We start from the raw sequence: 25,430 nt of genomic DNA, 5'->3' as shown, positions 1-25,430 counted from the left end.
CATGGCGTGGTAAAGGCCACAGGAGGTTTTCCCGATGCAAACGAATAATAACAGCATGAGCGGGCCGGGCGGTGTCTGGCTCGCCACCGGAACGCTGCTGCTGGCGGCTGCGCTCGTCTTTCACGGGCCACCGGACGCGGATTTGTCTGTTCAGATGCAGAATATCGCCGAGGGCCATGGGCGATGGGCTATGGTCCATTGGACGGCGGCAGCGGCGCTGTTCCTGATCGCCGGCGCTTCGTTCCTGAACCTGGCGCTCAACCCCCGGGTCCGGCATTCGCCGATGCTGAGTTCCGCCTGGATGGTGATGGCTCTCGGCGCCCTGACCACGTTCTCCACCGCAGTCGCCGAGGCATCGGTGGTCGCGGTCGTGGCCGACCGGGGTGACACCAACGCCTTCATGACCTGGTGGGCGTTTTCCGGCGGCATGGGTAACGGATTCTGGGCGCTGGCCTTGGCGACAGCGCTTGTCGCGTATCACGACGCCCGCGATAACGTCGGGATACTGCCCCGATGGGCCGCGATCGTCGGCTCGGCGTTCGGTATCCTTTCGGCAACCGGGTGGACACTCGGTGAGCAGCTCGGGATCGGCATCGGGGGTCCGATCTGGCTGGTTTCCTCGCTTCTCATGTGCCTGTGGCTCGCGTGGTACGGGCTGTCCTCAAGCAGCGTCCGGTCGGGGCAAGCCACGGCGTAAAGCGCCTGATCCAGCATCATCTTGAGACAGGAGGAAAAAATGTCCCTTCAAACGAAGGAAATCGAGGCGACGATCCACGACATCCACGAATTCTTCACCGACTGGGTGGCGGGCCGATGCCCTGGCGACGACGCGACGTTCAAGAAGAACGCGCTCGACCGGATCAGCGACGATCTGGTCGCCATCATGCCAGGCGGCAGGGCGTTCGGGAAAAAAGACTTCGCAGGTTACATGAAGAGCATCTACGGATCGAATCCGGCCTTCTGTATCAAAATACGCGACATCCGGATCAGCCATCAAAGCGCCGACCTGGCGGTCGTGAACTACCACGAATGGCAACGCGACGCGAAGGACTCCGATGAACCGAACAATGGCCGGGTCACGACGATGGTGGTCCGCGATCGCGGCTACAGCCGCGGGCCCGAGATCTTGCAGGTTCATGAAACCTGGCTCCCAGCCGATGTCGTTCAGTCCGCGGATTTCGCGTTCTGAAAAGCGTCGGTCCGAAACGGGCAGGGAAAGGAATTGCGCTGGCGGGACCATCGGCTCTGCCGCCGTCATGGAGCCAGAACTTTGCTTCTTTTCAGCCCGAATTGATCCACATTCAACGTCCAGCTAGTCCAGCAATCCGGCCATTCCTTGCGTTCGCGTGGAGCGTCCGGCCGTCATCTGCCAGGCCGTACCGAGGAGTTCGCGGTGGCGCGCCGCCGCGACCGGCCGCACGGGCCGATCTCCAACCGTCTGTGGGATCATATCGAGCAAGAGGCGCCGACGTTGCGTCGAGCGCTCGAGCCTCGGAAGCCTGTCCAGTAGGCAAAGCCGGGGCTCGGCCAGGCCGTTCAGCGGACGGCCAAACGAGCGGCCTTACCCGCCTAAATTGATTGCTGCATAATTTGCAGCAGTGAACTGCATCCCGTCGCTATTCCAGCTGCTTGTGAGGCGCATTATTGATGTCGCAAGGAGTTCGCCATGACCCGCGCCGACCCCGCTCGAAGAGTGGTCCGAGGGGTCGGCATCTGCCCTGGCGGCGACCCCGTAGCCTGCGACTAGTTTCATCTGCACATTCGAAGGACAAGACCATGAATATCGACCGTCGAACGTTCGGCCTTGGCGCCTTTAGTGCCAGCGCCCTGCTACTTTCCCCTATCAACCTCTTTGCGAGCAACGCTGCGGCTATCGCCGCCCCGTCTCCGGCTTCGCTTGCGAGCGCCCACAGGTTTATGCTCGGCGACCTCGAGATTACTGCGCTGAGCGACGGCTACCTCAATCTTGGCCTCGAACTCTTCCCTTCCGCCGATCCGGCTGCCGCTGAAGCGCTCCTGGCAAAGGCATTCCTGCCAAAGGCACTCCCGACCTCGGTCAACGCTTACCTTGTCACCAGGGGCGACAGGCGGGTGCTGATCGATACCGGCACGGCATCGGCGATGGGGCCTATACTGGGACATATACCTGAGGCGCTCGCAGCCGCCGGCGTCAGGCCGGAAGAAATCGACACGGTAATCATCACCCACCTCCATCCCGACCATGCCAACGGCCTTGTCGGGATTGGCGGCAAGGCCGCCTTCCCGGCAGCGGAGGTCGTGGTTGCCGCGCCGGAATTCGCTTTCTGGCACGATGACGGGATCCTATCCAAGGCGCCCGACCAGATGAAGCCGTACTTCGAAATAGCGCGCAAATCGCTGGTGCCTTACGATGGCAAAGTCAGGAAGATCGAAGGCGAGGTCGAGATCGCGCCCGGAATCAGGGCATTGCCTGCGCCCGGACATACGCCGGGGCATCTCGCGCTTCGGATTGGCTCTGGTGATGCCAACCTGCTGCTCTTCACTGACGTAATCCACGCCTCCGCGCTGCAATTTGCGCATCCGGAATGGGCAATCGCCTTCGACGTGGACCAGGAGGCCGCAATCGCCACACGCAAGAAGGTGCTCGACATGGTGTCAGCGGATGGCCTGCTCGTCGCAGGCATGCACCTGCCCTTCCCAGGCATCGGTCATGTGATCCGCGAAGGCAACGCCTACGCCTACGTCCCGACGCCGTGGCCCGCTTTGTAAAGCGCACCTATTGGTAAGCGCTCGGGCGCGCCAGCTTTCTCACCTCGGCCATAGAGTGCATCGCCGAACGTCAGGCCGCGACACTATTCAGTGGCGTTGACCTGTCCGTGCCATGACGATACGGGATCGGACGATCGGCTTCGAGAGGATTGGCCAAATGGTGCATTACGCGGACGGGCGGCCGATCGGCGATCTGACGCTCAGGACGCTGGCCATGCCTTCCGATGCCAATGCGGCGGGCGATATCTTTGGCGGCTGGGTGATGGCGCAGATGGATCTCGCCTGCGGCATCCGCGCCGCCGAGCGCGCCAAGGGCCGCGTGGTGACGGCGGCGGTGAAGGAAATGTCCTTCGCCAAGCCGATGAAGATCGGCGACACGCTGTGCATCTATACGCATGTCGAACGGGTCGGCCGCACCTCGATGACGCTCAAGGTCGAGGCCTGGGCGCAGCGCTATCTCTCCGACCTGATGGAGAAGGTCACCCATGCCGACTTCGTCATGGTGGCGCTGGACGGCGAAGGCAAGCCGAAGGCGGTTCCGGCGGAAGGCTGACCGGCCTGATTCCAGAAGACGAACTTAAACAGCCGTCTCTCCCGCGCGGGGGATGCGGGCAGCGATCCGGCGTGGTCTTTGACCAACGGGTTCCCGCATGCGCGCCTGCAGCGCGAGCGACGGGATCTTGGGAGGAAAGACAATGCGTCAACACATGCTGAACGCTGCCCTGGCCGGTGCGTTTGCAGCCTTGCTCTGCCTGTCGTCCGCAAGCGCTTTTGCCGAGGTCAAAAAAGGCGATCCAGGCGCCACCTGCACGTCGGAAAACCGCACCATCAACGGGCAGGCGGCCAAGTGCGAGATCTGCTCGGCGACGAAATGCGACACCAGCGGTACGACGGTGAGCAATTGCCGGAAGGAGACGACCACGACCTGCACGATTGGCGGCAAGGTGGTCAGTCCCAACCCGAAATGGAACCGGATCGAGAAGCTGCCGAAGAGCAAGATGCAATTACAGCAGTAGGGCTCATCCGGAGGATCCCCGTCAGGTTCAAACCCTTGCAGCGCAAGGGCTCAGCTGTGCATGGCGTCGAATTTTTCGCGCGCGACCTTGACACGCTCGGTGTTCTTGCGCGCCCATTCGCCGAGTGCACCGACCGGCACCAGAAGCTCGTAGCCAAGGTCGGTCAATTCGTAGTCGACCCGCGGCGGGATGGTCGCGAACACGGTGCGCGTGACGAAGCCGTCGCGCTCGAGCCCGCGCAAAGTGGTGGTCAGCATCTTCTGTGAAATGCCGCCGACCGCGCTGCGCAGCTCGTTGAAACGCAGCGGCCCGTCGCCGAGCTTGCCGACGACGAGCACGGTCCATTTGTCGCCGACGCGCTGCAGGATTTCCGAGATGGCGCGGCAGTCCTCGGTGCGGTGCGGGTGCCTTGGTAACAAAAAAGTGCCTCCTTGCACATTGAGCGGCCAGTTACTCATATAGCGCAGGTATCTAAACGATACCAGTATTCCTGTAAGGAGAGCCCCTCTATGTCAAAACCCAAGATCGCCATCGTCATTGGTTCGACCCGCGCCGCGCGCTTTGCCGACGTCCCGGCCCAATGGATTGCCAAGATCGCCAGGTCGCATGCCGACATCGATGTCGAAGTCGTCGACCTGCGCGATTTCCCGCTGCCGTTCTTCGATGAGGTCGCATCCTCCGCCTGGGCGCCGTCGCAGAACGAAGTGGCGCAGCGCTGGCAAAAGAAGGTCGCCGGATTCGACGGCTTCATCTTCACCGCCGCCGAATACAATCATGGCCCGACGGCCGTGCTGAAGAACGCCATCGACTACGCCGCCAACGAGTGGAACAAGAAGGCGGCCGGCTTCGTCGGCTATGGCAGCGTTGGTGGCGCGCGTGCGGTCGAGCAGCTGAGGCTGCATGCGGTCGAGTTGCAGATGGCGCCGGTGAAGTCCGCCGTCCACATCGCCTGGGCCGATTTCCTTGCCGTCAAGCAAGGTGAGAAGAAGCTCGATGAATTCGAGCACCTCAACCAGGCGGCAACCGCGCTCGTCAACGACATTGCATGGTGGGCCAGGGTACTGAAGACGGCGCGTCAGGCCGATGCCGTCGCCGAGGAAGTCAAGGCGGCCTGAGCGCAGGTTCGAACAATCCTCCCAAGGATTAATTCTCCCAAGGATTCAGGGCGGCGCATGCGCCGCCCTTTTTTCAGACGGCATGCGCGTCCTGCGCTTGCCTTGGCCTGATGATGCAATCGGCAAGGCGGTCCATCTCATTCAACTCGTCGGCGTGGTGCTGACCCCACTGGCAAAGTGCCAGCAGGATGGGCTCGAGGCTGAGGCCGAGCAGCGTCGCCGAATATTCCACGCGCGAGGGAATCTCGGCAAAGATCTCGCGGCGAACGAGGCCGTGCTCTTCCATTTCGCGAAGCTGCTGGATCAGCACTTTCTGCGTGATATTGGGCATCAACCCTTGCAGCGCCGACAGCCGCCGCGGCCCGTCGAAGAGATGGTAGAGGATGATCGCCTTCCAGCGGCCCGAAATCACTTTCAGCGCGCGCTCGGCCGGCAGCATCGGCAGTCTCTTGATCAGCTTGGCCATGGTCACCTCCCGGTCAGCGGCGGACAAATCGGTGTGTGGTCGAAGCCAGGCAGATAGTGGCAAACAGCGGCCGATGCCAATAACGATCGGTGCATGTGATGAGAGCCATTCAACTGAACCGTTTCGGCGACCCTGACGTTCTCGAAATGGTTGAGGTGCCGAAGCCCGAGCCGCAAGCCGGCGAGGTCCTGGTCCGCGTTCGTGCGGCCGGGGTGAATTTCTTCGAAGTGCTGATGCGCGCAGATCGCTACGCGGTGACGCCGCAACTGCCGATGATCCTTGGCGTCGAGGCCGCCGGGATCGTGGAGGCGCTCGGGCATGGGGTGGATGCTTCCTTGCTCGGCACGCGCGTCGCCGCGCCGTTGTTCGCCTCGAGCCGCCCGTTAGGCGGCTATGCCGATTATGTGACGATTGACGCAAGCCTGGCCGTGCCCTTGCCGGATGCGCTCTCGTTCGAAGCCTCGACGGCATTGATGGTGCAAGGACTGACGGCGTTGCATCTGTCGCGGCAAAGCCCGCCGGCCGGCAAATCGGTGCTGGTCGCCGCTGCCGCGGGCGGCGTCGGTTCGTTGCTTGTCCAGCTTGCGAAGCGGGCAGGGGCGAGCAATGTCATCGCGGCTGCCGGCAGCAAGGCCAAGCTCGATCTTGCTTTGTCGCTGGGGGCCGACGTTGCCGTCGACTACAGCAAAACGGACTGGCCAGAGCGCATCCGGGTAGCGACAGGCGGCGCCGGCGTCGACATCGTCTACGACATTGTCGGCGGCCCGCTGACGGCGGTTGCGCTGGAGGCTCTGGCACCTCGCGGAGAGCTGGCGTTTGCCGCACTTGGCAGATACGCGCTCGGCGCCCCGGAGATGGAGGCGATGATCGGCCGCAACCAGTCGCTGAGGGGTTTTGCACTGCTGCCGCTGCTTTCTCCAGACGTGCTCCGTGACGGCCTGTCGGGGCTCTTCAATCTGGCGGCAAATGGTGAGCTTAAAGTGACCAACGGCGGTCGCTTCCCGCTCGACCAGGCCAGTCAGGCGCATCGCCTGCTGGACGAGCGCGGCGCGACCGGCAAGGTCGTCTTGATACCCTAGTAGGTGCTCGGCAAGGAGCCGGGGATCCGGGCTTGTGCCGTTCCGGCCGTCAGCGAACCCGATAGAACGGATTTGGCAGCAGGAACAGCTTCTCGGCATGCCCCCCGAACAAGTCGGATGGCTGGTCGCCGACATTGGCAATTATCGTGTAGCCGGCCTTTTCGATTTCGGCCCTTATGGGTGCCTTGAAATCTGCGGCGGAGCCGTATTTGGCCCCAGGCTGGACCATGTAAAGGTGCTCATAGCCGGCATAGCCGGCCGACTGCAGGTTCTGTTCGGTTGCCTGACGCTGGTCCTCCGGACGTCCGGTGATGAAGAACACCGCGACTTTCGCCGTTTGCGCCTGCCGGAAGACCTCCAGCACCGGGTCAATGGCCGGATCCTTCGCAAGCTGGTCCCAGGCGGCCCAGCCACAGGGACCGTCGATTGCGATATCGCAGGCACCGCTGATCGGGCGGCCGAAATTGTCACGTGTGATCACTTCCCAGTTGGCCAAAGCGGTCTCGTCGATGTCGAGCACCAGTGCGGGGCGAGGCACCTCCGTCGCGCGCTTGACGACCCAGTCGCCGGCCTGCTTCGCCACTGCGGCAAGGTCGCGATCATAGTCGCCGGAATCATGATAATTGGCAGCCGCCAGCATCGCATCGCCGACATTGGCTGGCTGGGACGGGCTTGTGAGAAGGAGCGAATCGGAACGTGCCGGCACAGGAACATTTGTGCCGATCATCAGCACGATTGCCCCGACACGCGCAATTCTATTCCAACCAATCGCCCGCATCATGAGACTTTGCGGTCACGAGAAGTCCGCTGTCAAGCGAGACCGAACAGACGACCGTGCTCCCGGGTGAATTGTGACACGCTTTCGTAACCGACCGCGAACGCCGCGCTGCTCGCGGTCTTTTCCTCCGACAGGTGACGCACCGCCGAAATCTCCGGCGCAAGTGCGTCACCCCAGGTCATAGCCAACACGGCCTTGACCGTGCCCTACGCCGCCTGAACGATCTCGACCAGTTCAACGTCGAACACCAGATCCCGCCCGGCCAACGGATGATTGCCGTCGAGCTTGACGCTGGCGTCGTCCACGCCGACGACTGTTACCGGCATGGGGCGCCCTTCTGGGGTTCTGACCTGCAATCGAGTGCCGATATCGACGTTGATGTTGTCTGGTACGCGGGCGCGGTCAACGGTCATGACCGCTTCGGGGCGGTGGGGGCCATAGGCGGCCTCGGCGGGAACAGTCACGGTGCTTTTCGCGCCCACCTCCATGCCCTCGACATGGGTTTCAAGACCGGGAATCACCTGTCCTTCACCCAGCGTGAATTGCAGCGGTTCGTTGCCGGAAGAATCGAATTGGGTGCCGTCTGCGAGGCGGCCATTGTAATTGATGCGCACGGTGTCGCCATTCTTGGCCTGTGTCATGGTAGTCATCCTTTTGGAAGGTTTTGAGGGGCCGGCCAGAGCTCACGGTCCCGTCCTCGATCATCCACGCACTCAAGTGCACGGCGCGAAACGTTAAAACTAGGTGCCTGGCTGCCGATGTAAACCCCGATTGAGCTACGTCGGTATGACGCCGCCGGCGCTCGCCGCCTCCGGCAGGAGTGCGCCGGACTGGCGGTCATGCCGCCTCAACCCATTCAGGCGGCGTGCAAATGGCGGCTAGATCAGGTTATGGCCGCCATCGATGCGGATTGTCTCGCCGGTCGTGAAGTCACTTTCCATGAGGTAGAGGTAGGCGGCGGCGACGTCCGCAGCGGTCGGAATTTTTCTCGATGGCAACCGGGCAGCCATGTCGGCAAAGAAGCCGGATTTGGCTTCTCCAACGATGTCCCACATCGGTGTGTCGACCCATCCGGGCGACACGACATTGACGCGCGTCGGGCCCAGTTCGAGCGCCAGGGCGCGGGCGAAGTAGCTGAATGAGCCGGCAATCGCCGCGACGACTGAGCCTCCCGGCACCGGCGGCTTGTCCTTGTTGATACCCGACGTGAAGGTCATGGAGCCGTCGGCCCTCAGGGTGCGCACCGCGTGCTTGGCGAGCATGACGGCGCCAATCAGCTTGTTGTCGACGAAGCGCCGCACCGCCTCCATGTCGGCGCGCTCGATGGGGTCGCCGGGCGGCAGTGTTCCGGCTGTCGATACGAGGTGATCGAACGCACCGACTTTGTCGAACAGGCGAGCGACGCCCGCTTCGTCGGTCATGTCGGCGACCAAGCTTGTCACGCGATTACCCGCATTGAGCGCCCGTTCGGCGGCCTGCAGTTTCTCGTGCGACCGCCCGACGATCACGACCTTAGCTCCGCTGTTGAGCGCAGCTTCCGCGACGCCAAGACCGATGCCGGAACTGCCTCCGACGACGATGACTTTCCTGTCCACGAGCGATGTCACGGGAGGTCTCCATTCGTTTGCGATGTAGGTGAGGGTCAAGCCTTGCCGGCGTAGGCGGCTTCGAGGTCGGCGATGATGATCTTGCGCATCCCATACATCGCCTGCCGGACGCGGTTGGCCTTTTCGCGATCCGGATCGGCACTGAGCCGCGGCAGGATTTCCGGGATGACCTGCCAATAGACGCCGAACTTGTCAGTGAGCCAGCCGCAGGGTTGTTCCCTGCCGCCGCCGGCGGTGAGCGCCTCATAGTAGTAGTCGGTCTCGGCCTGGTCCTTGGTCTCGATGTAGAGCGAGAGCCGCTCGTTGAAGGGCGGCTGCGGCCCGGCGTTGAGCGCTGTAAGGTGCAGTCCCTCGAGCTCGAAATCGAAGGTGGCATGCGGGACCGTCTTGTTGGTTCCGGACACCCAGTCGGTGTATTCGATCGTCTCGAGCACTTTGCCGTTCTTGAAGACCGAGAGATAGAAATCGCGGGCCACCTTGGCGTCGGTGTTGAACCAGAGGAATGGATGGATGGTGGCCATGTCCGTTCTCCGTTAATTCCTTGCGACAGCGATCTTTCGCGAAGAACCTGTCCGCCGTTACTTTCGTTCAGGCTAGCGGCGGTCCGACTGCCGATAGATCGAGCCGTCCCAGTCGTGGGCAAACCCGAGGTCTTCGAGCCGGCGGGTCGAGAAGCGTGCAATCAGCCGCTCGGTCCGGCGCCGGCTGCTCGAGGCGAGGATGCGGCCGGCCATGCCGGTCAGGACGTCGACGATGGGTTCAACTCGTTTGGCGCTCATGGTGCTCTCCGTGGATGTGGGCGGTTGCCCCGCGACTTTCGTCAGCGAGAGTATCAGTCACATCAGACTTGCCTTTTGCAGCGGCGGTGGATGGCTGATTACGCGAGCAAACATGCCGTCTTCCGGTCTGGACGACAAACGACTTATCGGCGACAATGTGTGAGCATCGCTCACACATGCAGGTATCGATCATGCCCCGGAAACTGCCTCCCCTCACCACCTTGCCGAGCTTCGAGGCGGCGGCGCGCCTGTTGAGTTTCTCCAAGGCGGCAGAGGAACTTCATGTCACCCACGGCGCCATCAGCCGGGCGATCAAGAACCTTGAGGATCAGCTCGGTGTGCAGCTGTTCGAGCGCGGTACGCGTTCGGTGAGCCTGACCGCCGTCGGCGAGCCCTATGCGCGGGCGGTGCGCGAGGTGCTCGACCAGTTGGCTGCCGCCACCGCTGCAGCAACGGCCCGCTATTCGAGCTCGACACTGAACGTCAGTACCTCCGATGGCTTCGCGGGGAGATGGCTGGTGCCACGCCTCTATCGCTTTCACCGTGCGCATGGCGACATCGATGTGCGGGTTTCGACGAGCGGGAAGCTGACCAACTTCCTCGGCGACGGCATCGATGTCGCGGTCCGGTATGGCAGCGGAAATTATGCGGGGCTCACGTCAGAGTTCTTGACCGGCGAGGAGGTGTTTCCAGTGTGCAGCCCAAAGCTTCTTGAGGGTGCACATCCGCTCCGCACTCCTCAGGATCTTAAACATCACACGCTGATCCGTGACAGCTTTCCGATCGACTGGGCGACCTGGCTCGCAAGCGCCGGGGTCGACGGCGTGGACCCGCAGAGCGGGATTACCTTCGACTCTGCCACCTTTGCGATGGAGTCGGCAGCACAAGGCGAAGGGGTGGTGCTGGGCCGGACCATGCTCGTTGCAGCCGACCTTGCCGCCGGGCGACTTGTCCGGCCCTTCGGCCACGCCCTGAAATCCCCCTCCAGCTTCTATCTCGTCTACCCGCCAGCGGCGATCCGTCAGCGCAAAGTCAGGGCTTTTCGGGATTGGCTGCTTTCAGAAGTCACGCCGCAAATAGGGTGACGGGAAGGCCGAGCCGAGGGGACAGTTCGCCTACAGATCAATGTCCGAAAAACCGCTACTATCAGCTCGCCCGAACTGCGGTGATGATCCAGGCACGCGAGTCGAAAAGCACGCCGTCCGCGGTCAAGCGCGCGTCGAGCAGTTCGCGCAACCGCCGCAGCGCCGCAGCGACATCCACATCCGCGCTAGCCAGCGGATCCTTCACCAGTTGCAGGCCAAGCAAAGCGTCATAAGCCGCATCGACGTCCAGGCCATAGAAAACCGGTTCATGCACTTCGGCAAAGTCGACCGAAACAAAACCGGACGCACGCAAGACCTCCGCGGTGATGACGGGGTCACCGAGCGAAAACGGGGTGGCGGCGGCTGCCGATATGGCGGTCCCCGGCGCAATCGCCCGCTGAATGGCAGTCGCCCACTCGTTGCGGTCCTGGCCCTGCCATACCATCCACACAAGACGTGCCCCTGGTCGCATCGCCCGGCCGATATTGGCGAACGCCGCCGCCGGATCGGCAAAGAACATCACGCCAAAGCGACTGATGCACAGATCGAAGCCGGCAGGCGGAAACGCCAGCAATTGCGCATTGCCGCGCTCGAAGGCGACGTTTCGCAATCCCTCGTCCGCGCTACGCCTCCGGGCGAACTCGAGCATCTCGGCCGATACGTCCACCCCGAGCACGCTGCCTTCGACCGCGACGCGGGCAGCATCGCGAGAAGATTGTCCCGAGCCGCATCCGATATCGAGCACGCGATCACGCGTTCCCGCCTTGACGGCAGCCCTGAAGACCTCGTTGTGCCGTCGCAGCTCGGCGTCGTAAAACTCGGCGCAGTTCAACACCATCGCACGCCTGCCTGGACATGATGGGCACGGCGGCATTCCCAGCCGCTCCGCTCTGATCTTGTCGATGATCTCCTCAGCCGGGTGATGCACCGACTTCTGCTTCGGGTCACCCCAGCACTATCAGCCGCGCCGCGCTGCCTCGATCGCGGCAACGTCGATTTTCTTCATCTCCATCATCGCCTCGAATGCGCGCTTTGCTTCGTCGCCGCCGGCAGCCATCGCCTCGGTCAGAACGCGCGGCGTGATTTGCCAGGAGATGCCCCATTTGTCCTTGCACCAACCGCAGGCACTTTCCTGGCCGCCATTGCCGACGATGGCGTTCCAGTAGCGGTCGGTCTCCTGCTGATCGTCGGTGGCGATCTGGAAGGAGAAGGTTTCGTTGTGTTTGAACGCGGGACCGCCATTGAGGCCGAGGCAGGGGATGCCGGCGACCGTGAACTCGACCGTCAGCACGTCGCCCGCCTTGCCGGACGGGTAGTCGCTGGGAGCGCGGTGGACGGATTTCACCAAGCTGTCGGGGAAAGTCTCGGCATAGAAGCGGGCCGCAGCCTCGGCGTCCTTGTCATACCAAAGGCAGATCGTGTTCTTGGCGATTGTCATTGCTGGTCCCTTTGCTTTTGAATCAACCTGGGCTTTTGATCAACCTGGGCTTTTGGAAACAACCTGGGCTTTTGAAATCAACCCGGGCCTTGAAGTCAATCCGGGCTTTTGCACAGCCAGCCTCGGCGTTGCACTACGAAAATGGAATGCGCTCGTGCCATCTGACGTTCCGACAGCAACACCTGCACGGCATCAAGGTATCACGGCTGGCACTTTTAAGACCAGATGTGGGCAGTGACTGGAACGGGCGACGGTCCGCCGGGTCCCGACCGGTGGCCTTCACTTTTTTGTCTGGGGCAGCTTTGTCTGGGGCAGCGCCGCTTTGCTCAAGGTCGTGCTGGCTTTCGGTTGGGCGCCCCGGTGCCTCAGGAGGCGCACAAGCAAGTTCCGTCTGCCCTTCCGCGGGGCGAGATCGATATCGCTGACAAGCTTTGCGCCGCCCTCGCGACGCTCCAATGTGATCTTGCGGCTATGAAAGGCTTCCAGCTCGGCGCGATGCGCTACGCTGATGATGGTGACCTTCGGCAATTCGCGAATGATCATCTCCATCATCTTGTCCTGGCTCTTCTCATCAAGTGCTGAGGTTGCTTCATCCAGCACTATGATGTCGGGGCTGTGCAGCAGGAGACGCGCGAAGGCGAGCCGCTGCTTTTCGCCACCCGACAAGGTCTGGTCCCATGGCGCGTCCTCCTCGATCTTGGCGTTGAGATAATCGAGTCCCACCTTGTCGAGAGCCGCCTTGATCTTTTTCAGCGTCCAGTTGTCGGCGGCGCCTGGATAGGCGACTGCGCGGCGAAGCGTCCCGGTGGGGATGTAAGGCCGTTGCGGCAACATGAACAACCGTCTGTCGGCGTGGATGTTGACGCTGCCGCTACCCCACGGCCACAGGCCTGCGACGGCCCGCACCAGCGTGCTCTTGCCTGAGCCGGATTCGCCGGCAACGAGCACCCGCTCGGCTGGTTTGATCACGACTTCGGTCTCCTTGACCACGGCGGTACCGTCGTCGAGCGACACGGAGAGATTGTTCAGCCCAAGCATCGCATCGCCTTCGGTTTCGCCGCGCTTAATGCGTCCAAGGGTGTTGCTCTGTTCCGCCCGCTCGAGCCCGTCGAGCGACATCATCAGCGAGGCGATGCGCCGTGCACAGGCATTCCAATCAGCGAGACGGGGGTAGTTGTCGACCAGCCATCCGAACGCGCCCTGCACGATGGCAAAGGCCGAGGCAGCCTGCATTACCTGTCCAAGTGTCATGCTGCCTTCGAGAAACTTTGGAGCGCAAAGCAGAACCGGCACGACCGGCGCAAACAGGCTCGACCCCTGCGACACCAGCGCTGTGCGCATGTGCTGGCCTGCAAGGAGCGCCCACTGCCTGAGCACATGGGCGAATGTCTTGTCCATGCCGCTGCGCTCCTCCTCCTCGCCGCCGAGCAATGCGATACTCTCGCCGTTTTCCCGCACGCGCGTCAGCGTGTAGCGGAACTCAGCTTCCGCCTGGTTTTTTTCCTCGGAGAGGTGGACGAAATGGCGGCCGATGACCGCCATCGAGGTGGACGTGATTGCGGCATAGATTACCGCGGTGACGACCAGGAAGCCGGGAATGGTGACGGTCGAACCTGCAATCGGCAGGGTCAAGGCGCCGCCGATCGTCCACAGCACCACGATGAAGGTCGAGGCCGACAGAAATGCGACGATGACACCGGCAATGAAATCGACGGGCGATTCTGTGGCAATCCGCAAATCCTCGGCGATGCGGGCTTCGGGATTGCTGTGGTCGCCGCCGACGAGGTTCAGCTGATAGTAGCGGCCACTTGCGAGCCAACGCGCGATGACTGCGGTGGTGAGCCAGGAGCGCCAGCGGCGCTGTATCGTCATACGAAAGAAGACTTGTGCCACCACAAGGCTTGTGCTTCCGAGCACGAGCGGCACGAAAACGGCGCTCAGCCGATATACGGTATGGGCGTTGCGTTGCTCAATGGCGTCGAAAATTGCGCGATTCCAGACATTGATCCCATACTGGAAGCCGACATTGGTGACGATCAGGACCAACAGCCCGATCGTGCATGGCCAAGCGAGCCTATCGCCAATGCTGCCCCAGTAACCGCGCGCGCTGATCCAGAAACGCTTCAGCAGGTACCTCTTGCGCGCCTGCTCAGCCTCTTCGGGTGTCAGCTCCGGATCGGGTTCGATGAAATCCGGCGGCGGCGCGGCCTCGCCGACGACCTCGGACGCGGCTTCGACAGTCGAGTGTTTCTCGTGGCGCGACCTCTCGGCATCGCGCAATTGGGCGGCGTCAACCGATTTCGGCTTGAATCTAGCCTCGGGCATCCGGCGATAACGGCTTAAAAATCAGAAGGTTTCATAGCGTCCGCTTGAGATGGTCAGCTGCCAACAGCGCCTGGGTTTCGCTCATGATTGCCGGCTGCCCTAGCGGCCTCGCTCCTGCATCGGCTCCTGTGACCGCGACGCAGCTCCGCCGGCAGGCGCATCGCGTGCAGTTGGCTGGAGTGTCAGCGATGCACCGGGACGGCGTTTTCGTACCGGGCCATCTACGCCGACGCGGCCCTCGTCGGACAGAAAGGGGAGACCAGATTCTGGCGCAGAACCTGGTCGTCGGGACAATGGTTGGAGCAGACATTCTGCACCATTTGCGGATCGGTCGTTTTCATGCGGGCAGAAGGATTGAAGGATGCGCTGTCGGTCTCGGTCGGCTGTCTGGAGGACCCGCATTTTCCGGCCCCGGCAACGCTCCACTGGCCTGACAGGAAACATAAATGGCTTTGTTTGGAAGGCTTGCCCAAGGTCGCTTGAGGAGCGAAATGGCGATGCGTGCAGACGCTGGCACAGAGTTGCAACAGAACTTCAGGGATCACTCTGCTGGACGAGCAGTCTCGACAATTCGCTTCAGGCTCTCAAGATTTATTCGCATGCCGCGTTCGAAGAAGCTGGACGCGAGCGGCGCGAGAAGCGCCATCGGCCCGGGAAGCCCTTTTCCGGTAATCGAACCCTCGAGGTGGAGATGCGTTCTGTGGCCTGTCGGCGCCAGCCGAAAGCGGTAGGTGAATGGCGTCGGCCCGCTCAAGCTGGACAAAGTCAGCAGTGCATCGACTTCGAACTCGGTGACCTCCACGATGTTTTCGAGGACCCGCCCGACCGGGCCGGCCGTGAGCTTGGCTACGGACTGCACAGCCGAGTACCAGGCCGGAGCCGCTTCAATATCCTCGATATGACGGAAGACGGTCTGGGCAGGCCTGTCGATCTCGATTGATATGTCGAACATTTGTGACTTATTCCTTCGGGAGATCGGATGATGGCCCATCGCGCCGGGCGATTGCGTTGCCGGCGGCTGTTCCGGCGACCAGAACTCGCAGCAGCCCGACGGCGGTTGTGACCTCGTTCGGCGTGAGCCGCTGGCCCAGCCATCCGTAAAGCCGGGATTCGACCTGCCGGATTTCGGCGGCGAGCCGGTGCCCCTCCTGTGTCAGTTCGAGCTCCACCTGCCGGCGATCGTCGGAGTTTTCCCGCCTGACGACGAGCGCCCGCTCGACCAGCGTGCTTACCAGCCGGCTGGGACTGCCGGTCTCGCAGACCAGCAGCTTGCCAACAGCATTGAGCGACATTGGTCCGCCGGCCTTCAGGCAGCTGATGACTTCAGCCTGGGAAGGGGTGACGCCAAGCGGCGAGAGCAAGTCGGTAAGCAGCCTGTTGCCTTCGCGCTGGGCGCCGAGAATGAGGAATCGCAGCTCCTCTTCTGGTTTCATGCCGCCGCTCCCAGTTCGACCGGGGCGGTCACCAGCTGACGCGTCGCCAGCCGCACGGCGCTCTCCGGATCATGGGTCGGCAGATAGATCGTCGGCTGCTGCTCGGCGAGCTGCCGGACGGCTCGCAGGGTGGCGGCGGCAATTTTTGTATCGGGTCCCACGCCGTCCACCTTGCCGGCAAGCATCAGTGCCTGGTTGTAAGACGTGTCGCCGGCGAGAAAGAGCGTTGCGTCGCCATCCTCCACCAGCACCGAAAGATGACCGGCAGTGTGACCAGGAGTTGCGATCGCCACGACGTCGCCCGCTTTGGTCAAGCGCTTGCTCGCCGCAAATTGGCCGAACGGTCCATCGTCGAGCTCGAGCCGTATGGGGTTGAACCAGTCGGGCCAGCGCTGCGGCAGGTAGCCGCGGAGCATTCCCATGAAACCCGACGCCGTGTCGATCTCACTGGGGGCGGCGAGTATCTCGCTATGGGGAAAATGCACCAGGCCCGCATCGTGGTCCATGTGCAGATGCGTGAGCACCACCCGTTTGACGTCGCGCGGCCCGATACCCAGGCCACGCAGCTGCGGCCCGATCTCTTCTTCCGGCTCGATACGAAAGTGCACTTCCCAGCGAAAGAACGGATGCAGCGAGCGTCCGTGCCCGTTCAGCAGATGCGCCGCCTGTCCAGTGTCGACTACAATGACGCCTTCGTCATGCTCGATGGCCCAGGCGAAGGTCGGCAACCAGCCGGACCAGTTCCTGTCGGCAAAGATGCTGGCAAGCCCATGACCGCGTCCTTCGATCTGGGCCGTCTTGATGCGGACCGACCCGGTCCGGATGGCATGTACTTTCATTTTTTCCTCTCCATTAGATGATATGTCATCGTATGACACGTCATATATTTAGGAGTCAATAGGACGGAGGAGAAAAGATCAGCGCGATGGCGATCGCGAGCATCTGCCGCTCAGCCCGATCGCGCAGGCGCTGAATTCCGGAACAAGGGTGCGATTTTGCCGTTGAGCCAGAAACTGGAAGCGACCCGCATGTCCGAATTGCCGAATGAAGAGATCGAAGGGCGGCTGAACGCCCAGCGCGAGACTTTGGCGCTGGTCGTCGCACTGCTTGCCAACAAGGATACGGCACCCGAGCGAATATGGGCCGAACTGGAGGCCCGTTTTCAGTTTCAGAACAGTCAGGAGGACCCCGGCGTCCTGCCAAGCAGCGCATTCGCCATCGAGGCTGCGAAGATGCGGGAGTTCAAGCTGATCGCCGAAGAGGCGCGGGCGCGCACTGCGGAATGGAACGGCAGGGACAAGCCACAGGGCGCCAGCTGAAGCCCCGGCGAGTGGTTGCAGGACCGGCTATTTTGCGAGGGGCCGAGCAGGCGTCAGCTTTGCCCTAGAAGTGCACGCGCCAACTCTTCCCATTCCTCGTCAAGCGTTGAGGTCGACGGCGCGGCATTGCTGCGGCGATACCAATATTCGGCATTCGACTGGTCGCCTTCCTTGCGGTGGAGATAGGCATGCACGTGCATGCCCGCCGTATCGTCGCGCTGCTGCGCGCATTCGTGCGCCTTAGCCCAATCGCCCTTTGCATCCCACCACAGCGCCTGCAGGGCAGGGCTCAAGCCGGCTGGCGGCTGTGGTTTTGCAATCGAATCCCTGAAGATTTGCAGATCCATTTTTCCACCCTAGCAACGTACAGGGCGCCGATAATACCTGCACCGGCAGCCGACCGATAGCGTGCATCGGGCGGGACAACCGGAATGGGTGTCGGGAGCCGATAACCGCACGGCCAGATGCTTGATTTGGTGACGTGCATGAAATAGTGCGCACCACGGCACCATGATGCCTGAGACAGCGAGGATGGGTAGCGAGCCGATGACAGCCCCCGACAACGCACGCCAATTCTACCACGGCACCCGGGTCGACCTTAAACCGGGAGACCTGATAGAAGCCGGCTACAGCTCCAATTACGGCGCGAGAAAGCAGGCAGCCTGGGTCTATCTGACCGGCACTCTGGATGCGGCCATCTGGGGTGCCGAGCTGGCCGCTGGTGACGGGCGGGAAAGGATCTACATCGTGGAGCCAACCGGCCCGATCATGGACGACCCCAATCTTACGGACAAGAAATTTCCCGGCAATCCGACGCAGTCCTATCGCTCCCGCGAGCCGCTCAGGATCACGGGCGAGGTCGCCAAGTGGCAGGGCCACTCCCCGGAGCGGCTGAAAGAGATGAAGGACCATATCGAACGGCTGAAGGCGCAAGGCATCGAGGCGATCGATTGATCGCTAAGTCCTGCAATTGCCAGGCCTGGCTCTGACCTACGGTCGGCGGCAGTCGCCGCGAAACACGGCTCGCCGTCCGCAATGGGTCAGGACCCAACCGCACCGCCTCCTATCGCACGACCTCGCGGTGGGCGCCGGGCAGTCGGGTGGCGATGAGCTTGTCGATGCGGCGGCCGTCGAGGTCGACGACCTCGAAGCGCCAGCCTTGCGCGTCGACGCATTCGCCGGTCGCCGGCAGATGGTGCATATGCGACAGCACATAGCCGGCGACGGTTTCGTAGTCGCGGTTCTCGGGCAGATCGATGCGGAGAACCTCCGCCATCTCGTCGGCCTGCATGTAGCCGGCGAGCAGCCATGAGCCGTCCTCGCGCTTGACGGCGTTTTCCTCGTCGCCGGCATCGAGGTCCGAGCGGAAGACGCCGGTGATCGCTTCCAGTATGTCGGCCGGGGTGACGATGCCTTCGAAATGGCCGTATTCGTCGTGCACCAGCGCCATCGGCACGTCGGATTCCTTCAGCGTCGCAAGCACATCCAGCGCGTCGGCCTGGTCATGCACGATCGGGGCGGTGCGCACGTGCCGGCGCGGGTCCAGGGCGCGGCCGCCCAGCATCGCGGCCAGCACGTCGCGGGTCTGGACGACACCAATCATCGCATCGACGCCGCCGTCGCCGGCCGGCAGGCGCGAATGCTGGGTATCCATCAGCAGCTTCCTGATGGCGGCCTCGTCAGCTTGCAAATTGATCCAGTCGACCTCGGTGCGCGGCGTCATCACCGCGCGCACGGCACGGTCGCCGAGCCGCATGACGCCCGCGATCATGCGGCGTTCGTCGGATTCGATGGTGCCGTGGTGCTCGGCCTCGGCGACCAGCATCTTGATCTCCTCGTCGGTGACCTTCTCCTCGCTCTGGCCGCGCTGGCCAAGCAGCCACAGGAGGGCACGGCCGGAAAAGTCGAGCAGGAAGACCAGCGGCGCCGAGAAGCTGGCGAGGATGGTCATTGCCGGAGCGACCCTGACGGCGACCCGTTCGGGGTCGCGCAAGGCGATCTGCTTGGGCACCAGTTCGCCGATGATCAGCGAGCCATAGGTGATCAGGGCAACGACGATGCCGACGCCGAGCGGGTCGGCGAGGCTTTCGCGGATACCGGCCGACGCCAGGAAGGTGGCCAACCGCTCGCCAAGCGTGGCGCCGGAAAAGGCGCCGGACAAGACGCCGACCAAAGTGATGCCGATCTGCACCGAGGACAGGAATTTTCCCGGATTGGCGCCGAGCGCCAGAGCCCGGCCGGCGCCCTTGACGTTGCGGTCGATCATCGCCTTGAGCCGCGCCGGCCGCGACGAGACGATGGCGAGCTCGGACATCGACAGAAGGCCGTTCACACAGATGAGGACGACCACGATGGCTATTTCAGCATAAAGCATGCCGGGTCCATAGCATTGCCACGCGGTTTTCGAAAATAGGACGGTCGCGATTTTTCAGGGCAATCGCTTCAGACAGAAAAGATAATGCCCAATTCGTGTTGGAGGTTATCAATTGTCGAAGTCGGCGCCGCCCTGGCAGCGCAAACCTTAAGCAATGGCCCTTTGTCTTTTCAACTAGCCGGCGGAGCAATCAAGCGGCATCCCAGGGCGGCGCGGAAAAATGCTCGATCAGGGTGTCGACGACGACGCGCACCTTTGGCGCGAGGTTGCGTGTTACCGGCCAGATGGCATGCACCACGGTATTTTCGACAAGACAGTCCGACAGAACCATTTCGAGCTCACCGCGCCTGATGCTGTCGGCCGTCAGCCATGTCGGCAGAAAGACGATGCCGCAGCCGGCCAGTACCGCATCGAGCATCGGTTCGCCGTGGCCGAGCACCAGCCGCGCCTTGGGCGCGAATTTTTCGAGACGCCCGTCGGCATGCCTGACGGTCCAGGGATGGACAGCGCCGTCGCGGCCGTAGCCGATGAGGCTGTGCCTGGCGAGATCCTCGATCGATTGCGGCCTGCCATGGGCATCGAGATAGGCGGGGGCGGCGATGATGCCCGAACGCTGGGCATAGATGCGGCGCGCGGCGATCGAAAGGCTGTCGTCGAGATCGCCCATGCGCACCGCCAGGTCGATGCCTTCTTCGATCAGGTCGACGCGCCGGTCGTTGAACGAGATTTCCATCGTCAGATCCAGGAATTTTTTGGAAATGTCGAACAGCACCGGGGCGACGCATCGCCGGCCGAAAGCCAGAGGCAGGTCGACGCGCAGCCGCCCGGAAGGCACCTGCTTGCGGGAAGCGAGCAGTGACTGGGCGGCTTCGATCTCGGCCAGCGCCCTGACGCAGGCTTCATAGTAGCTCACGCCCTCGCTGGTTGGGCTGAGGCTACGGGTGGTACGGTTGAGCAGGCGAACGCCCAATCGCTGTTCCAGCTGTGCGATCGACTTGCCGACCGCCGATTTCGTGACATGCAGCCGGACAGCGGCGCCGGTGAAGCTGCCAGCCTCCACCGTATGAACGAATGCGACGATGCCCTGCAGATTGGCCGTTTCCAATGAAGCGCTCCTATTGTAGAGTTTCGCTCATTAATCTGTTGCGAAACATGCCACATCGAAGCGCTTTTCTCCATAGTGAAACGGCGTAAATGTCCGCGCAGCCATCAACCGCGGAGCGCGAACCAAATGAGCACCGAAAACAAATCCTGGCAGATGAACGGTTTCGGCCTGTCCAGGCTGAAGCCGGCTGAGGGAAAGCTGCCCGAACCCGGGCCGCATGACCTGCTGGTGCGCGTCACAGCGGTATCGCTGAATTACAAGGACAGGATGATCGTCGATGGCGTGCTGATACCCGACCTCAGCTTTCCGTTCGTGCCGACATCGGATGCGGTAGGCGAAGTGGTCGCTACCGGCGGCAAAGTCAGCCGCTTCGGCATCGGGCAGCGCGTGCTCGGCCAGGTGATCGCCGACTGGCCGGACGGCGACGCCCCGCCCGTACTGCACAAGTACACGTTGGGTTCGTCGCTGCCCGGCACGTTGTCCGAGCATGTGCTGTTTCATGAGGATGCCGCCGTGGCGGCGCCGCCGTCGCTCAGCGACGTCGAGGCATCGACGCTGCCGATCGCGGCGCTGACGGCGTGGTTCGCGCTGGTCGAGGCGGCCAAGCCGATCCCGGGCGAAACCGTTCTCATCCAGGGCACCGGCGGCGTGTCGCTGTTTGCGCTGCAGTTCGCGACCGCCTTCGGCCTGCGCGCCATCGTCACCTCGAGCAGCGACGAGAAGCTCGAATGGGCGAAGGCGCTCGGCGCCTGGAAGGGGATCAATTATCGCAGCCAGCCGGCATGGGACGAGGCGGCGCGCGAACTGACAAACGGGGCCGGCGTCAGGCATGTGCTGGAAATGGTCGGCGGCGACAATGCGCGGCGCTCGCTCAATGCGCTGGGCGCCGACGGCAGGCTCTCGCTCATCGGCCTTCTCGGCAGCATGGAGCTCAGCTTCCCAATCATTCCGTTCCTGCGCAACCGGATCGTCGTACAGGGCATATCGATCGGCCATCGCCGCGCTTTCGAGCGGATGAACCAGGCGATCGAGACGCTTGCGATCAAGCCGGTGATCGACAAGCTGTTTGGCTTCGACGAGGTGCCGCAGGCATTTGAGCGATTGGAGACGGGACCGTTCGGCAAGATCGTGATCACCGTGCCCTGACCTCGTCGACGAAAATGGCTGTCAGACGGGAAGGCTGATGGCGCCTACGGCAGTTGCAGCAGCACGCCGACAATGGCCTTGCCGTCGGTGAAATAGGGATCGCCTTCGCCGTTGCGCCCGGCCTTTGTGGCGCCGACGCCTGGTATCTGGCTGGTCGAGATCAGTATGCCGGCAGCGGCGAGGTCGCGCATCAACTCGTCGCGCTCGGCGTCGATGTCGGGGCCGATGTGATGGGTGATCGCGCCGGTATCGTGGCTGAGGCCAACGCCGCGATCGAAGCTTGCCGAGCCCAGCCAAAGCGGCCGGCCGTCGTCGCCGGTCGCATCGGTCTGCCAGAAGCGGACGTGGTGGCGCTGGTCGGCGCTGGCGCCGACCGGTTTTTCGAAGGCGAGGTCCTGGGCGCGGCCTTCGAACAACAGCCGGCTGACCGGCGCGTCGGGATAGGGGCGGTTAAACAGTACGCTTTCGCCGATCTCGATCGCGGTCTTTAGCGTGATCGCGTCTGCCGTATCCCAGCCGGCGACGGCAAAAGCATGGACAAGCTCCTTCTTGGTGCCGACCAGGCCGACATTGATCGGATCGCCCGGAATGCCTTGCGGCGTGTGCGTCACCATCTCGAATTGCTGATTGCGAAAATTGCGGTCCCGCAACGTCCAGAACTCAGGCGCGGCGAAATAGGCGAGCGAAAGATAAGCGGCACAGCATGCCACCAGCCAGGTCGTTGCACGTCGTCGAAGGCTTCGTTGGCTCATGCATTGGCGCTCAAACTGGCAGGCCGGAAATCCTTGGCAAGCGGCGCTCAGCCGGTCTATCGTCATATTTTAGCATGAAATGGCGTAGAACCGGCTAGCACGAATGAGGGCGTGATGAAGGGCAAACCGGCGCGCGGCACTGCCATGGCGTTGACCGCCGACCTTGTCGCGCTGGTCGAACGTGTCGAGCCCGACCCCGGCCCCGAGCCCGGGACGACAGAACACACCGACGCGGAGTTCGATGGTCTTGTCGAGCAGCTGCTGCTGGAATACCGGCCCGAAGTGCTCTGGGTCTTTGCCTACGGCTCGCTGATCTGGAATCCCGAATTCGACTATGTCGAGCGGCGCCCGGCTACGGCGCCGGGATGGCACCGCTCGTTCTGCCTGAAGCTGACCCGCTGGCGCGGAACCCGTGATGTTCCGGCCTTGATGCTGGCTTTGGACCGGGGCGGCAGCTGCAAAGGCGTTGTCTATAGACTTCCGGCAGCAGATCATTTCGGGCAACTCGGTCGGCTGATGCGACGGGAGATCGACGCCAACCCGCCTACCAACGTGCCGCGCTGGATCTGGGTCGAGGCCAGCGACGGTCCGCTACGCGCCCTGGCCTTCGTCGCGGCACCCGACGGCAAGGCTTATGCCGGGCGGCTGCCGCTCGATCAGGTGGCACAGACATTGGCGCGCGCAGCCGGACATTGGGGTTCGTCCGCCCAGTATCTGTTCCGCACCGTCAGCATGCTCGAGGAAAGCGGAATCCGCGACAAAAACTTGTGGCACGTCCAGGGTCTGGTCGCGCAGCACATCAAGGCTTCCACCGGCGGCACGCAACGCAGCTGATCCGGACGCTCTCGCGAAATGCTTGTTCCAATTTCATCTGAAAACCGGAACGGTCAGCGGCAGGCGCGGTAGCCGTTCTTGCGGTTCTTGATGTCGAAATGGAAATGGTTGCGGTGATCGTAATTGTAGCCGGGGCCGAGCACGGTGGTGAAGTACTGGCAGCCGTCGGCGCGCACATTGTTGAGGAAGCCGCGTGTGCGGAAGGCGAACAGGCCGGGCTTGCGGACGTCGATGTCGTCACCATTGTTGAGCTCGATGCTCATCACGTCGAGCGCATTGCCCTTGCCGTGTTCCGACAAAACACCTTCGCCGGCAATCCTGCGGCAGGAATAGCTCGAGCCCTGGTGGATGGTCTTGACGCCTGAAAAATAGCGCCAGCGGGCCGACGGGACGAGTTCGTTCCTGGTCCAGCCGGCAAAGGTGGCGGCCATGTCGCAGGTCAGCGTCGCGGCCGGCTTCATCTCGACACTGCCGATGGCCGAGACCTTGACCGGATAGTCGATGCCGCACTGGCCTTCATGGATCCCCGCAACGTCGGTGTAGACGACGCCGAGGCGTTTCAGTTCCTTGCGGCAATCGATCTCTGTAGCCGGCATCTGTTCGGCCGGCGACATCGGGTTGTCCATGCGCGGATAGGCGGCCGTCATATATGGGTCGGACGGGACGAGGCGCTGCATGCCGGAATATTCCGGGCCGGAATCTTGGGGACCGGAATCTTGTGGGCCGGAATTGGGCGGAACGGCAGCGGTCTGGCTGCCGACATCGACGGCCGGCTGCAGCGACAGCACGCTGTCGGTATTGCAGGCCGAGACCGCTGCAATGGCAAGCACGGCGGCAAGCCTGCCGGCCATGCGCGCGCGTCCTGTGTGCCGCGCAGCGGCAAGCGCAGCGCGAAATAGCCCGGCCATCGGAGGGGTTCCCTGTCCCTGGATGGCACAGACTCTAAACCTGAAGAGTAAAGGAAAAATCAGCGGCGCCGTTCACGCCTGCGGCCAAATTGCGGCGCCACTGTCGGCGCCCGGCGTCATTGGCAAAACGTGCCGCCATTGCGGCGCGGTTCGAGGTCGAAGTGGAGATGTAGCGAATGATCGGCGTCGCTGCCCGGGCCAAGCACGGTCTTGAACGGCCCGCAGGCGGCCTTGCGCACTGCATCCAGGAATTTCGCGTCCTTCTGCGGCGGCGTTGGACCGACATCGATCTCTTTCCCGTCGGAAAGCGCGAAGCTGGCGATGTCGAGGGCGTTGCCGAAGGCGTGCTCCGACAGTTTGCCGCCGGCGTGGCGCGGCCGGCAGACGAAGGCGGAGGCCTGGCCGATCGATTTGATATCCGTGCCGAACTCGGCCTTTGCGGCAGGCTGGATGACCGAAGCAGCAAAGCGGGCGGCCGCTTCCGCCATCTGGCAATTGAGCTCGGTTTCGGGACCGATGGCGATGGATTTGCCGAGCGTTTTCAGCACGACCGGGTAAGGGATCGAGCAACCGACCGCCGTATCATGCTCGGGCTTGCGCTCCTCGAAATCGACGCCCATGGACTTCAGCCGCCTGCGGCAGGCCAATTCTTCGGCCGGCATTTCCTTCCCGGCAATGGCGGCCGAGCGAGGATCTGGAAGGATTTCTTGCTCCGCCTTTTTGTCTGCCTCGGCCGGGTTTGGTGGCGCGGCCGGTGGGCTTGCCGGCGGCTCAGCCTGCGCCGGCTTTTCAGGAGGCTGTGGTGCAATCGCCGGCGGCTCCGGCTGCTGGGTCTTGGGCTGGCCATTTTGGGGCTGCCCGTTTTGCGGCTGCTCGTTTTGGGGCGGCTCAGCCTCCGGGGCATCCGCCGGGCGCGGTTCGGGGACCGGGATGTCGGCTGGCGACGGCGGAGTGGCTTCCTGGTTGAACTGCGGAACCGGTGCAGTTTGCGGCAGTTCGGGCGCCTTGGCCAGAGCGGGTCCCGTCAGCGACGTAGCCGTAACGGCCAGGAGCAATCTACCCAATCTGAAAAAGCCAAACGCCGCCATTACTTCGCAACGGCCAGAATGCAGGGAAGTTGCCT

The 25,430-nt window shown here is 62.9% G+C and carries 33 protein-coding genes and 2 pseudogenes; 15 read left to right on the top strand and 20 right to left on the bottom strand.

The window, feature by feature from the left end; translation table 11 throughout:
- Positions 1–55 precede the first annotated feature (55 nt).
- The 6 genes and pseudogenes from X760_RS54295 to X760_RS54275 all read left to right on the top strand — a co-directional run bounded on the left by X760_RS54295 (position 56) and on the right by X760_RS54275 (position 3,764).
- Positions 56–697: a hypothetical protein gene (locus X760_RS54295; protein WP_023719147.1), complete on the top strand. Its 642-nt coding sequence runs from the start codon at positions 56–58 to the stop codon at positions 695–697.
- 39 nt (positions 698–736) lie between these two features.
- Positions 737–1,189, top strand: coding sequence for a nuclear transport factor 2 family protein (locus X760_RS54290; protein ID WP_023719146.1), 453 nt, complete (start codon positions 737–739; stop codon positions 1,187–1,189).
- 165 nt (positions 1,190–1,354) lie between these two features.
- Positions 1,355–1,510: pseudogene (locus X760_RS77960) on the top strand (LysR family transcriptional regulator); the annotation flags it as partial.
- Between the two features lie 266 nt (positions 1,511–1,776).
- On the top strand, positions 1,777–2,748 hold the full coding sequence (locus X760_RS54285) for an MBL fold metallo-hydrolase (RefSeq protein WP_023719144.1): 972 nt from the start codon (positions 1,777–1,779) through the stop codon (positions 2,746–2,748).
- Between the two features lie 157 nt (positions 2,749–2,905).
- Positions 2,906–3,301, top strand: coding sequence for an acyl-CoA thioesterase (locus tag X760_RS54280; RefSeq protein ID WP_023678380.1), 396 nt, complete (start codon positions 2,906–2,908; stop codon positions 3,299–3,301).
- A 97-nt stretch (positions 3,302–3,398) separates the two neighbouring features.
- Complete coding sequence (locus X760_RS54275) at positions 3,399–3,764, top strand: hypothetical protein (RefSeq protein ID WP_245278591.1); 366 nt, start codon at positions 3,399–3,401, stop codon at positions 3,762–3,764.
- A gap of 50 nt (positions 3,765–3,814) precedes the next feature.
- Here the strand turns inward: X760_RS54275 and X760_RS54270 are convergent, their stop codons facing one another.
- Complete coding sequence (locus X760_RS54270; protein WP_023719142.1) at positions 3,815–4,183, bottom strand: helix-turn-helix domain-containing protein; 369 nt, start codon at positions 4,181–4,183, stop codon at positions 3,815–3,817.
- Positions 4,184–4,273: 90 nt separating this feature from the next.
- Here X760_RS54270 and X760_RS54265 point away from each other — a divergent pair, with 90 nt between their 5' ends.
- Positions 4,274–4,879, top strand: coding sequence for an NADPH-dependent FMN reductase (locus X760_RS54265; RefSeq protein ID WP_023719141.1), 606 nt, complete (start codon positions 4,274–4,276; stop codon positions 4,877–4,879).
- 73 nt (positions 4,880–4,952) lie between these two features.
- On the opposite strand, the gene X760_RS54260 is transcribed toward X760_RS54265, so the two are convergent.
- Complete coding sequence (locus X760_RS54260) at positions 4,953–5,345, bottom strand: helix-turn-helix domain-containing protein (RefSeq protein ID WP_023719140.1); 393 nt, start codon at positions 5,343–5,345, stop codon at positions 4,953–4,955.
- Positions 5,346–5,443: 98 nt separating this feature from the next.
- Here X760_RS54260 and X760_RS54255 point away from each other — a divergent pair, with 98 nt between their 5' ends.
- Positions 5,444–6,424, top strand: a complete 981-nt coding sequence (locus tag X760_RS54255) for a zinc-binding dehydrogenase (RefSeq protein WP_023719139.1) — start codon at positions 5,444–5,446, stop codon at positions 6,422–6,424.
- A gap of 49 nt (positions 6,425–6,473) precedes the next feature.
- Here X760_RS54255 and X760_RS54250 read toward each other — a convergent pair whose 3' ends face one another.
- The 6 genes and pseudogenes from X760_RS54250 to X760_RS54230 all read right to left on the bottom strand — a co-directional run bounded on the left by X760_RS54250 (position 6,474) and on the right by X760_RS54230 (position 9,588).
- Positions 6,474–7,205, bottom strand: a complete 732-nt coding sequence (locus X760_RS54250; RefSeq protein WP_245278590.1) for an HAD family acid phosphatase — start codon at positions 7,203–7,205, stop codon at positions 6,474–6,476.
- A 29-nt stretch (positions 7,206–7,234) separates the two neighbouring features.
- Positions 7,235–7,321, bottom strand: a pseudogene (locus X760_RS74720) (AraC family transcriptional regulator); the annotation flags it as partial.
- A gap of 87 nt (positions 7,322–7,408) precedes the next feature.
- Positions 7,409–7,843, bottom strand: a complete 435-nt coding sequence (locus X760_RS54245) for a peptidylprolyl isomerase (protein ID WP_023719136.1) — start codon at positions 7,841–7,843, stop codon at positions 7,409–7,411.
- Between the two features lie 237 nt (positions 7,844–8,080).
- Positions 8,081–8,809, bottom strand: coding sequence for an SDR family oxidoreductase (locus tag X760_RS54240; protein ID WP_023719135.1), 729 nt, complete (start codon positions 8,807–8,809; stop codon positions 8,081–8,083).
- Between the two features lie 35 nt (positions 8,810–8,844).
- Positions 8,845–9,330 (bottom strand): VOC family protein, encoded by a 486-nt coding sequence (locus X760_RS54235; RefSeq protein ID WP_023719134.1) that lies wholly within the window; start codon positions 9,328–9,330, stop codon positions 8,845–8,847.
- A 72-nt stretch (positions 9,331–9,402) separates the two neighbouring features.
- Entirely contained in the window at positions 9,403–9,588 is a 186-nt protein-coding gene (locus X760_RS54230) for a hypothetical protein (RefSeq protein ID WP_031194070.1), read from the bottom strand.
- A 191-nt stretch (positions 9,589–9,779) separates the two neighbouring features.
- Between X760_RS54230 and X760_RS54225 the strand changes: the two genes are divergently transcribed.
- Entirely contained in the window at positions 9,780–10,673 is an 894-nt protein-coding gene (locus X760_RS54225) for a transcriptional regulator GcvA (protein ID WP_023719132.1), read from the top strand.
- 61 nt (positions 10,674–10,734) lie between these two features.
- Here the strand turns inward: X760_RS54225 and X760_RS54220 are convergent, their stop codons facing one another.
- The gene (locus X760_RS54220; RefSeq protein ID WP_023719131.1) at positions 10,735–11,511 is read right to left on the bottom strand and encodes a class I SAM-dependent methyltransferase; all 777 of its coding nucleotides are present in this window, start codon (positions 11,509–11,511) and stop codon (positions 10,735–10,737) included.
- A gap of 120 nt (positions 11,512–11,631) precedes the next feature.
- Positions 11,632–12,105 (bottom strand): VOC family protein, encoded by a 474-nt coding sequence (locus tag X760_RS54215; protein ID WP_198030495.1) that lies wholly within the window; start codon positions 12,103–12,105, stop codon positions 11,632–11,634.
- Here X760_RS54215 and X760_RS76355 point away from each other — a divergent pair.
- Entirely contained in the window at positions 12,098–12,349 is a 252-nt protein-coding gene (locus tag X760_RS76355; protein ID WP_156948077.1) for a hypothetical protein, read from the top strand. The two genes, X760_RS54215 and X760_RS76355, sit on opposite strands and share 8 nt — an antisense overlap.
- A 41-nt stretch (positions 12,350–12,390) precedes the next feature.
- Here the strand turns inward: X760_RS76355 and X760_RS54210 are convergent, their stop codons facing one another.
- Positions 12,391–14,436, bottom strand: a complete 2,046-nt coding sequence (locus X760_RS54210) for an ABC transporter ATP-binding protein/permease (protein WP_023719129.1) — start codon at positions 14,434–14,436, stop codon at positions 12,391–12,393.
- 159 nt (positions 14,437–14,595) lie between these two features.
- Here X760_RS54210 and X760_RS74715 point away from each other — a divergent pair, with 159 nt between their 5' ends.
- Positions 14,596–14,919 (top strand): GFA family protein, encoded by a 324-nt coding sequence (locus X760_RS74715; protein WP_084642673.1) that lies wholly within the window; start codon positions 14,596–14,598, stop codon positions 14,917–14,919.
- Positions 14,920–14,977: 58 nt separating this feature from the next.
- Here the strand turns inward: X760_RS74715 and X760_RS54205 are convergent, their stop codons facing one another.
- The 3 genes from X760_RS54205 to X760_RS54195 are packed head-to-tail and all read right to left on the bottom strand — an operon-like array spanning position 14,978 to position 16,708.
- Complete coding sequence (locus X760_RS54205) at positions 14,978–15,388, bottom strand: SRPBCC family protein (protein ID WP_023719128.1); 411 nt, start codon at positions 15,386–15,388, stop codon at positions 14,978–14,980.
- Positions 15,389–15,395: 7 nt separating this feature from the next.
- Positions 15,396–15,869: a winged helix DNA-binding protein gene (locus X760_RS54200; protein WP_023719127.1), complete on the bottom strand. Its 474-nt coding sequence runs from the start codon at positions 15,867–15,869 to the stop codon at positions 15,396–15,398.
- Entirely contained in the window at positions 15,866–16,708 is an 843-nt protein-coding gene (locus X760_RS54195; RefSeq protein WP_023719126.1) for an N-acyl homoserine lactonase family protein, read from the bottom strand. The genes X760_RS54200 and X760_RS54195 overlap by 4 nt, the downstream gene beginning before the upstream one ends.
- A gap of 189 nt (positions 16,709–16,897) precedes the next feature.
- On the opposite strand from X760_RS54195, the gene X760_RS0137965 reads away from it, so the two are divergent.
- Positions 16,898–17,188 (top strand): hypothetical protein, encoded by a 291-nt coding sequence (locus tag X760_RS0137965; RefSeq protein WP_023719125.1) that lies wholly within the window; start codon positions 16,898–16,900, stop codon positions 17,186–17,188.
- Positions 17,189–17,241: 53 nt separating this feature from the next.
- On the opposite strand, the gene X760_RS54190 is transcribed toward X760_RS0137965, so the two are convergent.
- A complete protein-coding gene (locus X760_RS54190; RefSeq protein WP_023719124.1) occupies positions 17,242–17,535 on the bottom strand; it encodes a hypothetical protein in 294 nt (97 codons plus the stop codon).
- Between the two features lie 184 nt (positions 17,536–17,719).
- Between X760_RS54190 and arr the strand changes: the two genes are divergently transcribed.
- Positions 17,720–18,142, top strand: a complete 423-nt coding sequence (gene arr, locus X760_RS54185) for an NAD(+)--rifampin ADP-ribosyltransferase (protein WP_023719123.1) — start codon at positions 17,720–17,722, stop codon at positions 18,140–18,142.
- A gap of 109 nt (positions 18,143–18,251) precedes the next feature.
- Here arr and X760_RS54180 read toward each other — a convergent pair whose 3' ends face one another.
- Positions 18,252–19,562 carry a hemolysin family protein gene (locus X760_RS54180; protein ID WP_023719122.1) on the bottom strand — a complete coding sequence of 437 codons (1,311 nt, stop codon included), beginning with the start codon at positions 19,560–19,562 and terminating at the stop codon, positions 18,252–18,254.
- A gap of 190 nt (positions 19,563–19,752) precedes the next feature.
- Positions 19,753–20,667, bottom strand: a complete 915-nt coding sequence (locus X760_RS54175) for a LysR family transcriptional regulator (protein WP_023719121.1) — start codon at positions 20,665–20,667, stop codon at positions 19,753–19,755.
- Positions 20,668–20,793: 126 nt separating this feature from the next.
- Here X760_RS54175 and X760_RS54170 point away from each other — a divergent pair, with 126 nt between their 5' ends.
- On the top strand, positions 20,794–21,813 hold the full coding sequence (locus X760_RS54170) for an NAD(P)-dependent alcohol dehydrogenase (protein ID WP_023719120.1): 1,020 nt from the start codon (positions 20,794–20,796) through the stop codon (positions 21,811–21,813).
- A gap of 44 nt (positions 21,814–21,857) precedes the next feature.
- Here X760_RS54170 and X760_RS54165 read toward each other — a convergent pair whose 3' ends face one another.
- The gene (locus X760_RS54165) at positions 21,858–22,565 is read right to left on the bottom strand and encodes an LssY C-terminal domain-containing protein (protein WP_023719119.1); all 708 of its coding nucleotides are present in this window, start codon (positions 22,563–22,565) and stop codon (positions 21,858–21,860) included.
- A 144-nt stretch (positions 22,566–22,709) separates the two neighbouring features.
- Between X760_RS54165 and X760_RS54160 the strand changes: the two genes are divergently transcribed.
- Complete coding sequence (locus X760_RS54160; RefSeq protein WP_245278589.1) at positions 22,710–23,399, top strand: gamma-glutamylcyclotransferase; 690 nt, start codon at positions 22,710–22,712, stop codon at positions 23,397–23,399.
- Between the two features lie 53 nt (positions 23,400–23,452).
- Here X760_RS54160 and X760_RS54155 read toward each other — a convergent pair whose 3' ends face one another.
- Together X760_RS54155 and X760_RS0137960 are read right to left on the bottom strand one after the other, a co-directional pair.
- Positions 23,453–24,307 carry an extensin family protein gene (locus tag X760_RS54155; RefSeq protein ID WP_023719117.1) on the bottom strand — a complete coding sequence of 285 codons (855 nt, stop codon included), beginning with the start codon at positions 24,305–24,307 and terminating at the stop codon, positions 23,453–23,455.
- Positions 24,308–24,423: 116 nt separating this feature from the next.
- Positions 24,424–25,395, bottom strand: coding sequence for an extensin family protein (locus X760_RS0137960; protein ID WP_031194065.1), 972 nt, complete (start codon positions 25,393–25,395; stop codon positions 24,424–24,426).
- Between the last annotated feature and the right edge of the window lie 35 nt (positions 25,396–25,430).

It is taken from the genome of Mesorhizobium sp. LSHC420B00, assembly GCF_000503055.1.
Lineage (GTDB): Bacteria > Pseudomonadota > Alphaproteobacteria > Rhizobiales > Rhizobiaceae > Mesorhizobium.
Note: the sequence above shows the minus strand (reverse complement) of the source record. Positions and strands in the feature narration are given on the sequence as shown.

Excerpts from the sequence above, each read along its gene's own strand:
- X760_RS54195 (WP_023719126.1), bottom strand. The coding sequence starts at position 16,708 with ATGAAAGTACATGCCATCCGGACCGGGTCGGTCCGCATCAAGACGGCC.
- X760_RS54220 (WP_023719131.1), bottom strand. The coding sequence starts at position 11,511 with ATGGTGTTGAACTGCGCCGAGTTTTACGACGCCGAGCTGCGACGGCAC.
- X760_RS54210 (WP_023719129.1), bottom strand. The coding sequence starts at position 14,436 with ATGCCCGAGGCTAGATTCAAGCCGAAATCGGTTGACGCCGCCCAATTG.
- X760_RS54165 (WP_023719119.1), bottom strand. The coding sequence starts at position 22,565 with ATGAGCCAACGAAGCCTTCGACGACGTGCAACGACCTGGCTGGTGGCA.
- X760_RS54255 (WP_023719139.1), top strand. The coding sequence starts at position 5,444 with ATGAGAGCCATTCAACTGAACCGTTTCGGCGACCCTGACGTTCTCGAA.
- X760_RS54155 (WP_023719117.1), bottom strand. The coding sequence starts at position 24,307 with ATGGCCGGGCTATTTCGCGCTGCGCTTGCCGCTGCGCGGCACACAGGA.
- X760_RS54160 (WP_245278589.1), top strand. The coding sequence starts at position 22,710 with ATGGCGTTGACCGCCGACCTTGTCGCGCTGGTCGAACGTGTCGAGCCC.
- X760_RS54260 (WP_023719140.1), bottom strand. The coding sequence starts at position 5,345 with ATGGCCAAGCTGATCAAGAGACTGCCGATGCTGCCGGCCGAGCGCGCG.
- X760_RS54245 (WP_023719136.1), bottom strand. The coding sequence starts at position 7,843 with ATGACACAGGCCAAGAATGGCGACACCGTGCGCATCAATTACAATGGC.
- X760_RS54280 (WP_023678380.1), top strand. The coding sequence starts at position 2,906 with ATGGTGCATTACGCGGACGGGCGGCCGATCGGCGATCTGACGCTCAGG.
- X760_RS54250 (WP_245278590.1), bottom strand. The coding sequence starts at position 7,205 with ATGATGCGGGCGATTGGTTGGAATAGAATTGCGCGTGTCGGGGCAATC.
- X760_RS54180 (WP_023719122.1), bottom strand. The coding sequence starts at position 19,562 with ATGCTTTATGCTGAAATAGCCATCGTGGTCGTCCTCATCTGTGTGAAC.
- X760_RS54225 (WP_023719132.1), top strand. The coding sequence starts at position 9,780 with ATGCCCCGGAAACTGCCTCCCCTCACCACCTTGCCGAGCTTCGAGGCG.
- X760_RS0137965 (WP_023719125.1), top strand. The coding sequence starts at position 16,898 with ATGTCCGAATTGCCGAATGAAGAGATCGAAGGGCGGCTGAACGCCCAG.
- X760_RS54200 (WP_023719127.1), bottom strand. The coding sequence starts at position 15,869 with ATGAAACCAGAAGAGGAGCTGCGATTCCTCATTCTCGGCGCCCAGCGC.
- X760_RS54235 (WP_023719134.1), bottom strand. The coding sequence starts at position 9,330 with ATGGCCACCATCCATCCATTCCTCTGGTTCAACACCGACGCCAAGGTG.
- X760_RS54285 (WP_023719144.1), top strand. The coding sequence starts at position 1,777 with ATGAATATCGACCGTCGAACGTTCGGCCTTGGCGCCTTTAGTGCCAGC.
- X760_RS54265 (WP_023719141.1), top strand. The coding sequence starts at position 4,274 with ATGTCAAAACCCAAGATCGCCATCGTCATTGGTTCGACCCGCGCCGCG.
- X760_RS54295 (WP_023719147.1), top strand. The coding sequence starts at position 56 with ATGAGCGGGCCGGGCGGTGTCTGGCTCGCCACCGGAACGCTGCTGCTG.
- X760_RS54275 (WP_245278591.1), top strand. The coding sequence starts at position 3,399 with ATGCGCGCCTGCAGCGCGAGCGACGGGATCTTGGGAGGAAAGACAATG.
- X760_RS0137960 (WP_031194065.1), bottom strand. The coding sequence starts at position 25,395 with ATGGCGGCGTTTGGCTTTTTCAGATTGGGTAGATTGCTCCTGGCCGTT.
- X760_RS54230 (WP_031194070.1), bottom strand. The coding sequence starts at position 9,588 with ATGAGCGCCAAACGAGTTGAACCCATCGTCGACGTCCTGACCGGCATG.
- X760_RS54290 (WP_023719146.1), top strand. The coding sequence starts at position 737 with ATGTCCCTTCAAACGAAGGAAATCGAGGCGACGATCCACGACATCCAC.
- X760_RS54170 (WP_023719120.1), top strand. The coding sequence starts at position 20,794 with ATGAGCACCGAAAACAAATCCTGGCAGATGAACGGTTTCGGCCTGTCC.
- X760_RS54205 (WP_023719128.1), bottom strand. The coding sequence starts at position 15,388 with ATGTTCGACATATCAATCGAGATCGACAGGCCTGCCCAGACCGTCTTC.
- X760_RS54190 (WP_023719124.1), bottom strand. The coding sequence starts at position 17,535 with ATGGATCTGCAAATCTTCAGGGATTCGATTGCAAAACCACAGCCGCCA.
- arr (WP_023719123.1), top strand. The coding sequence starts at position 17,720 with ATGGGTAGCGAGCCGATGACAGCCCCCGACAACGCACGCCAATTCTAC.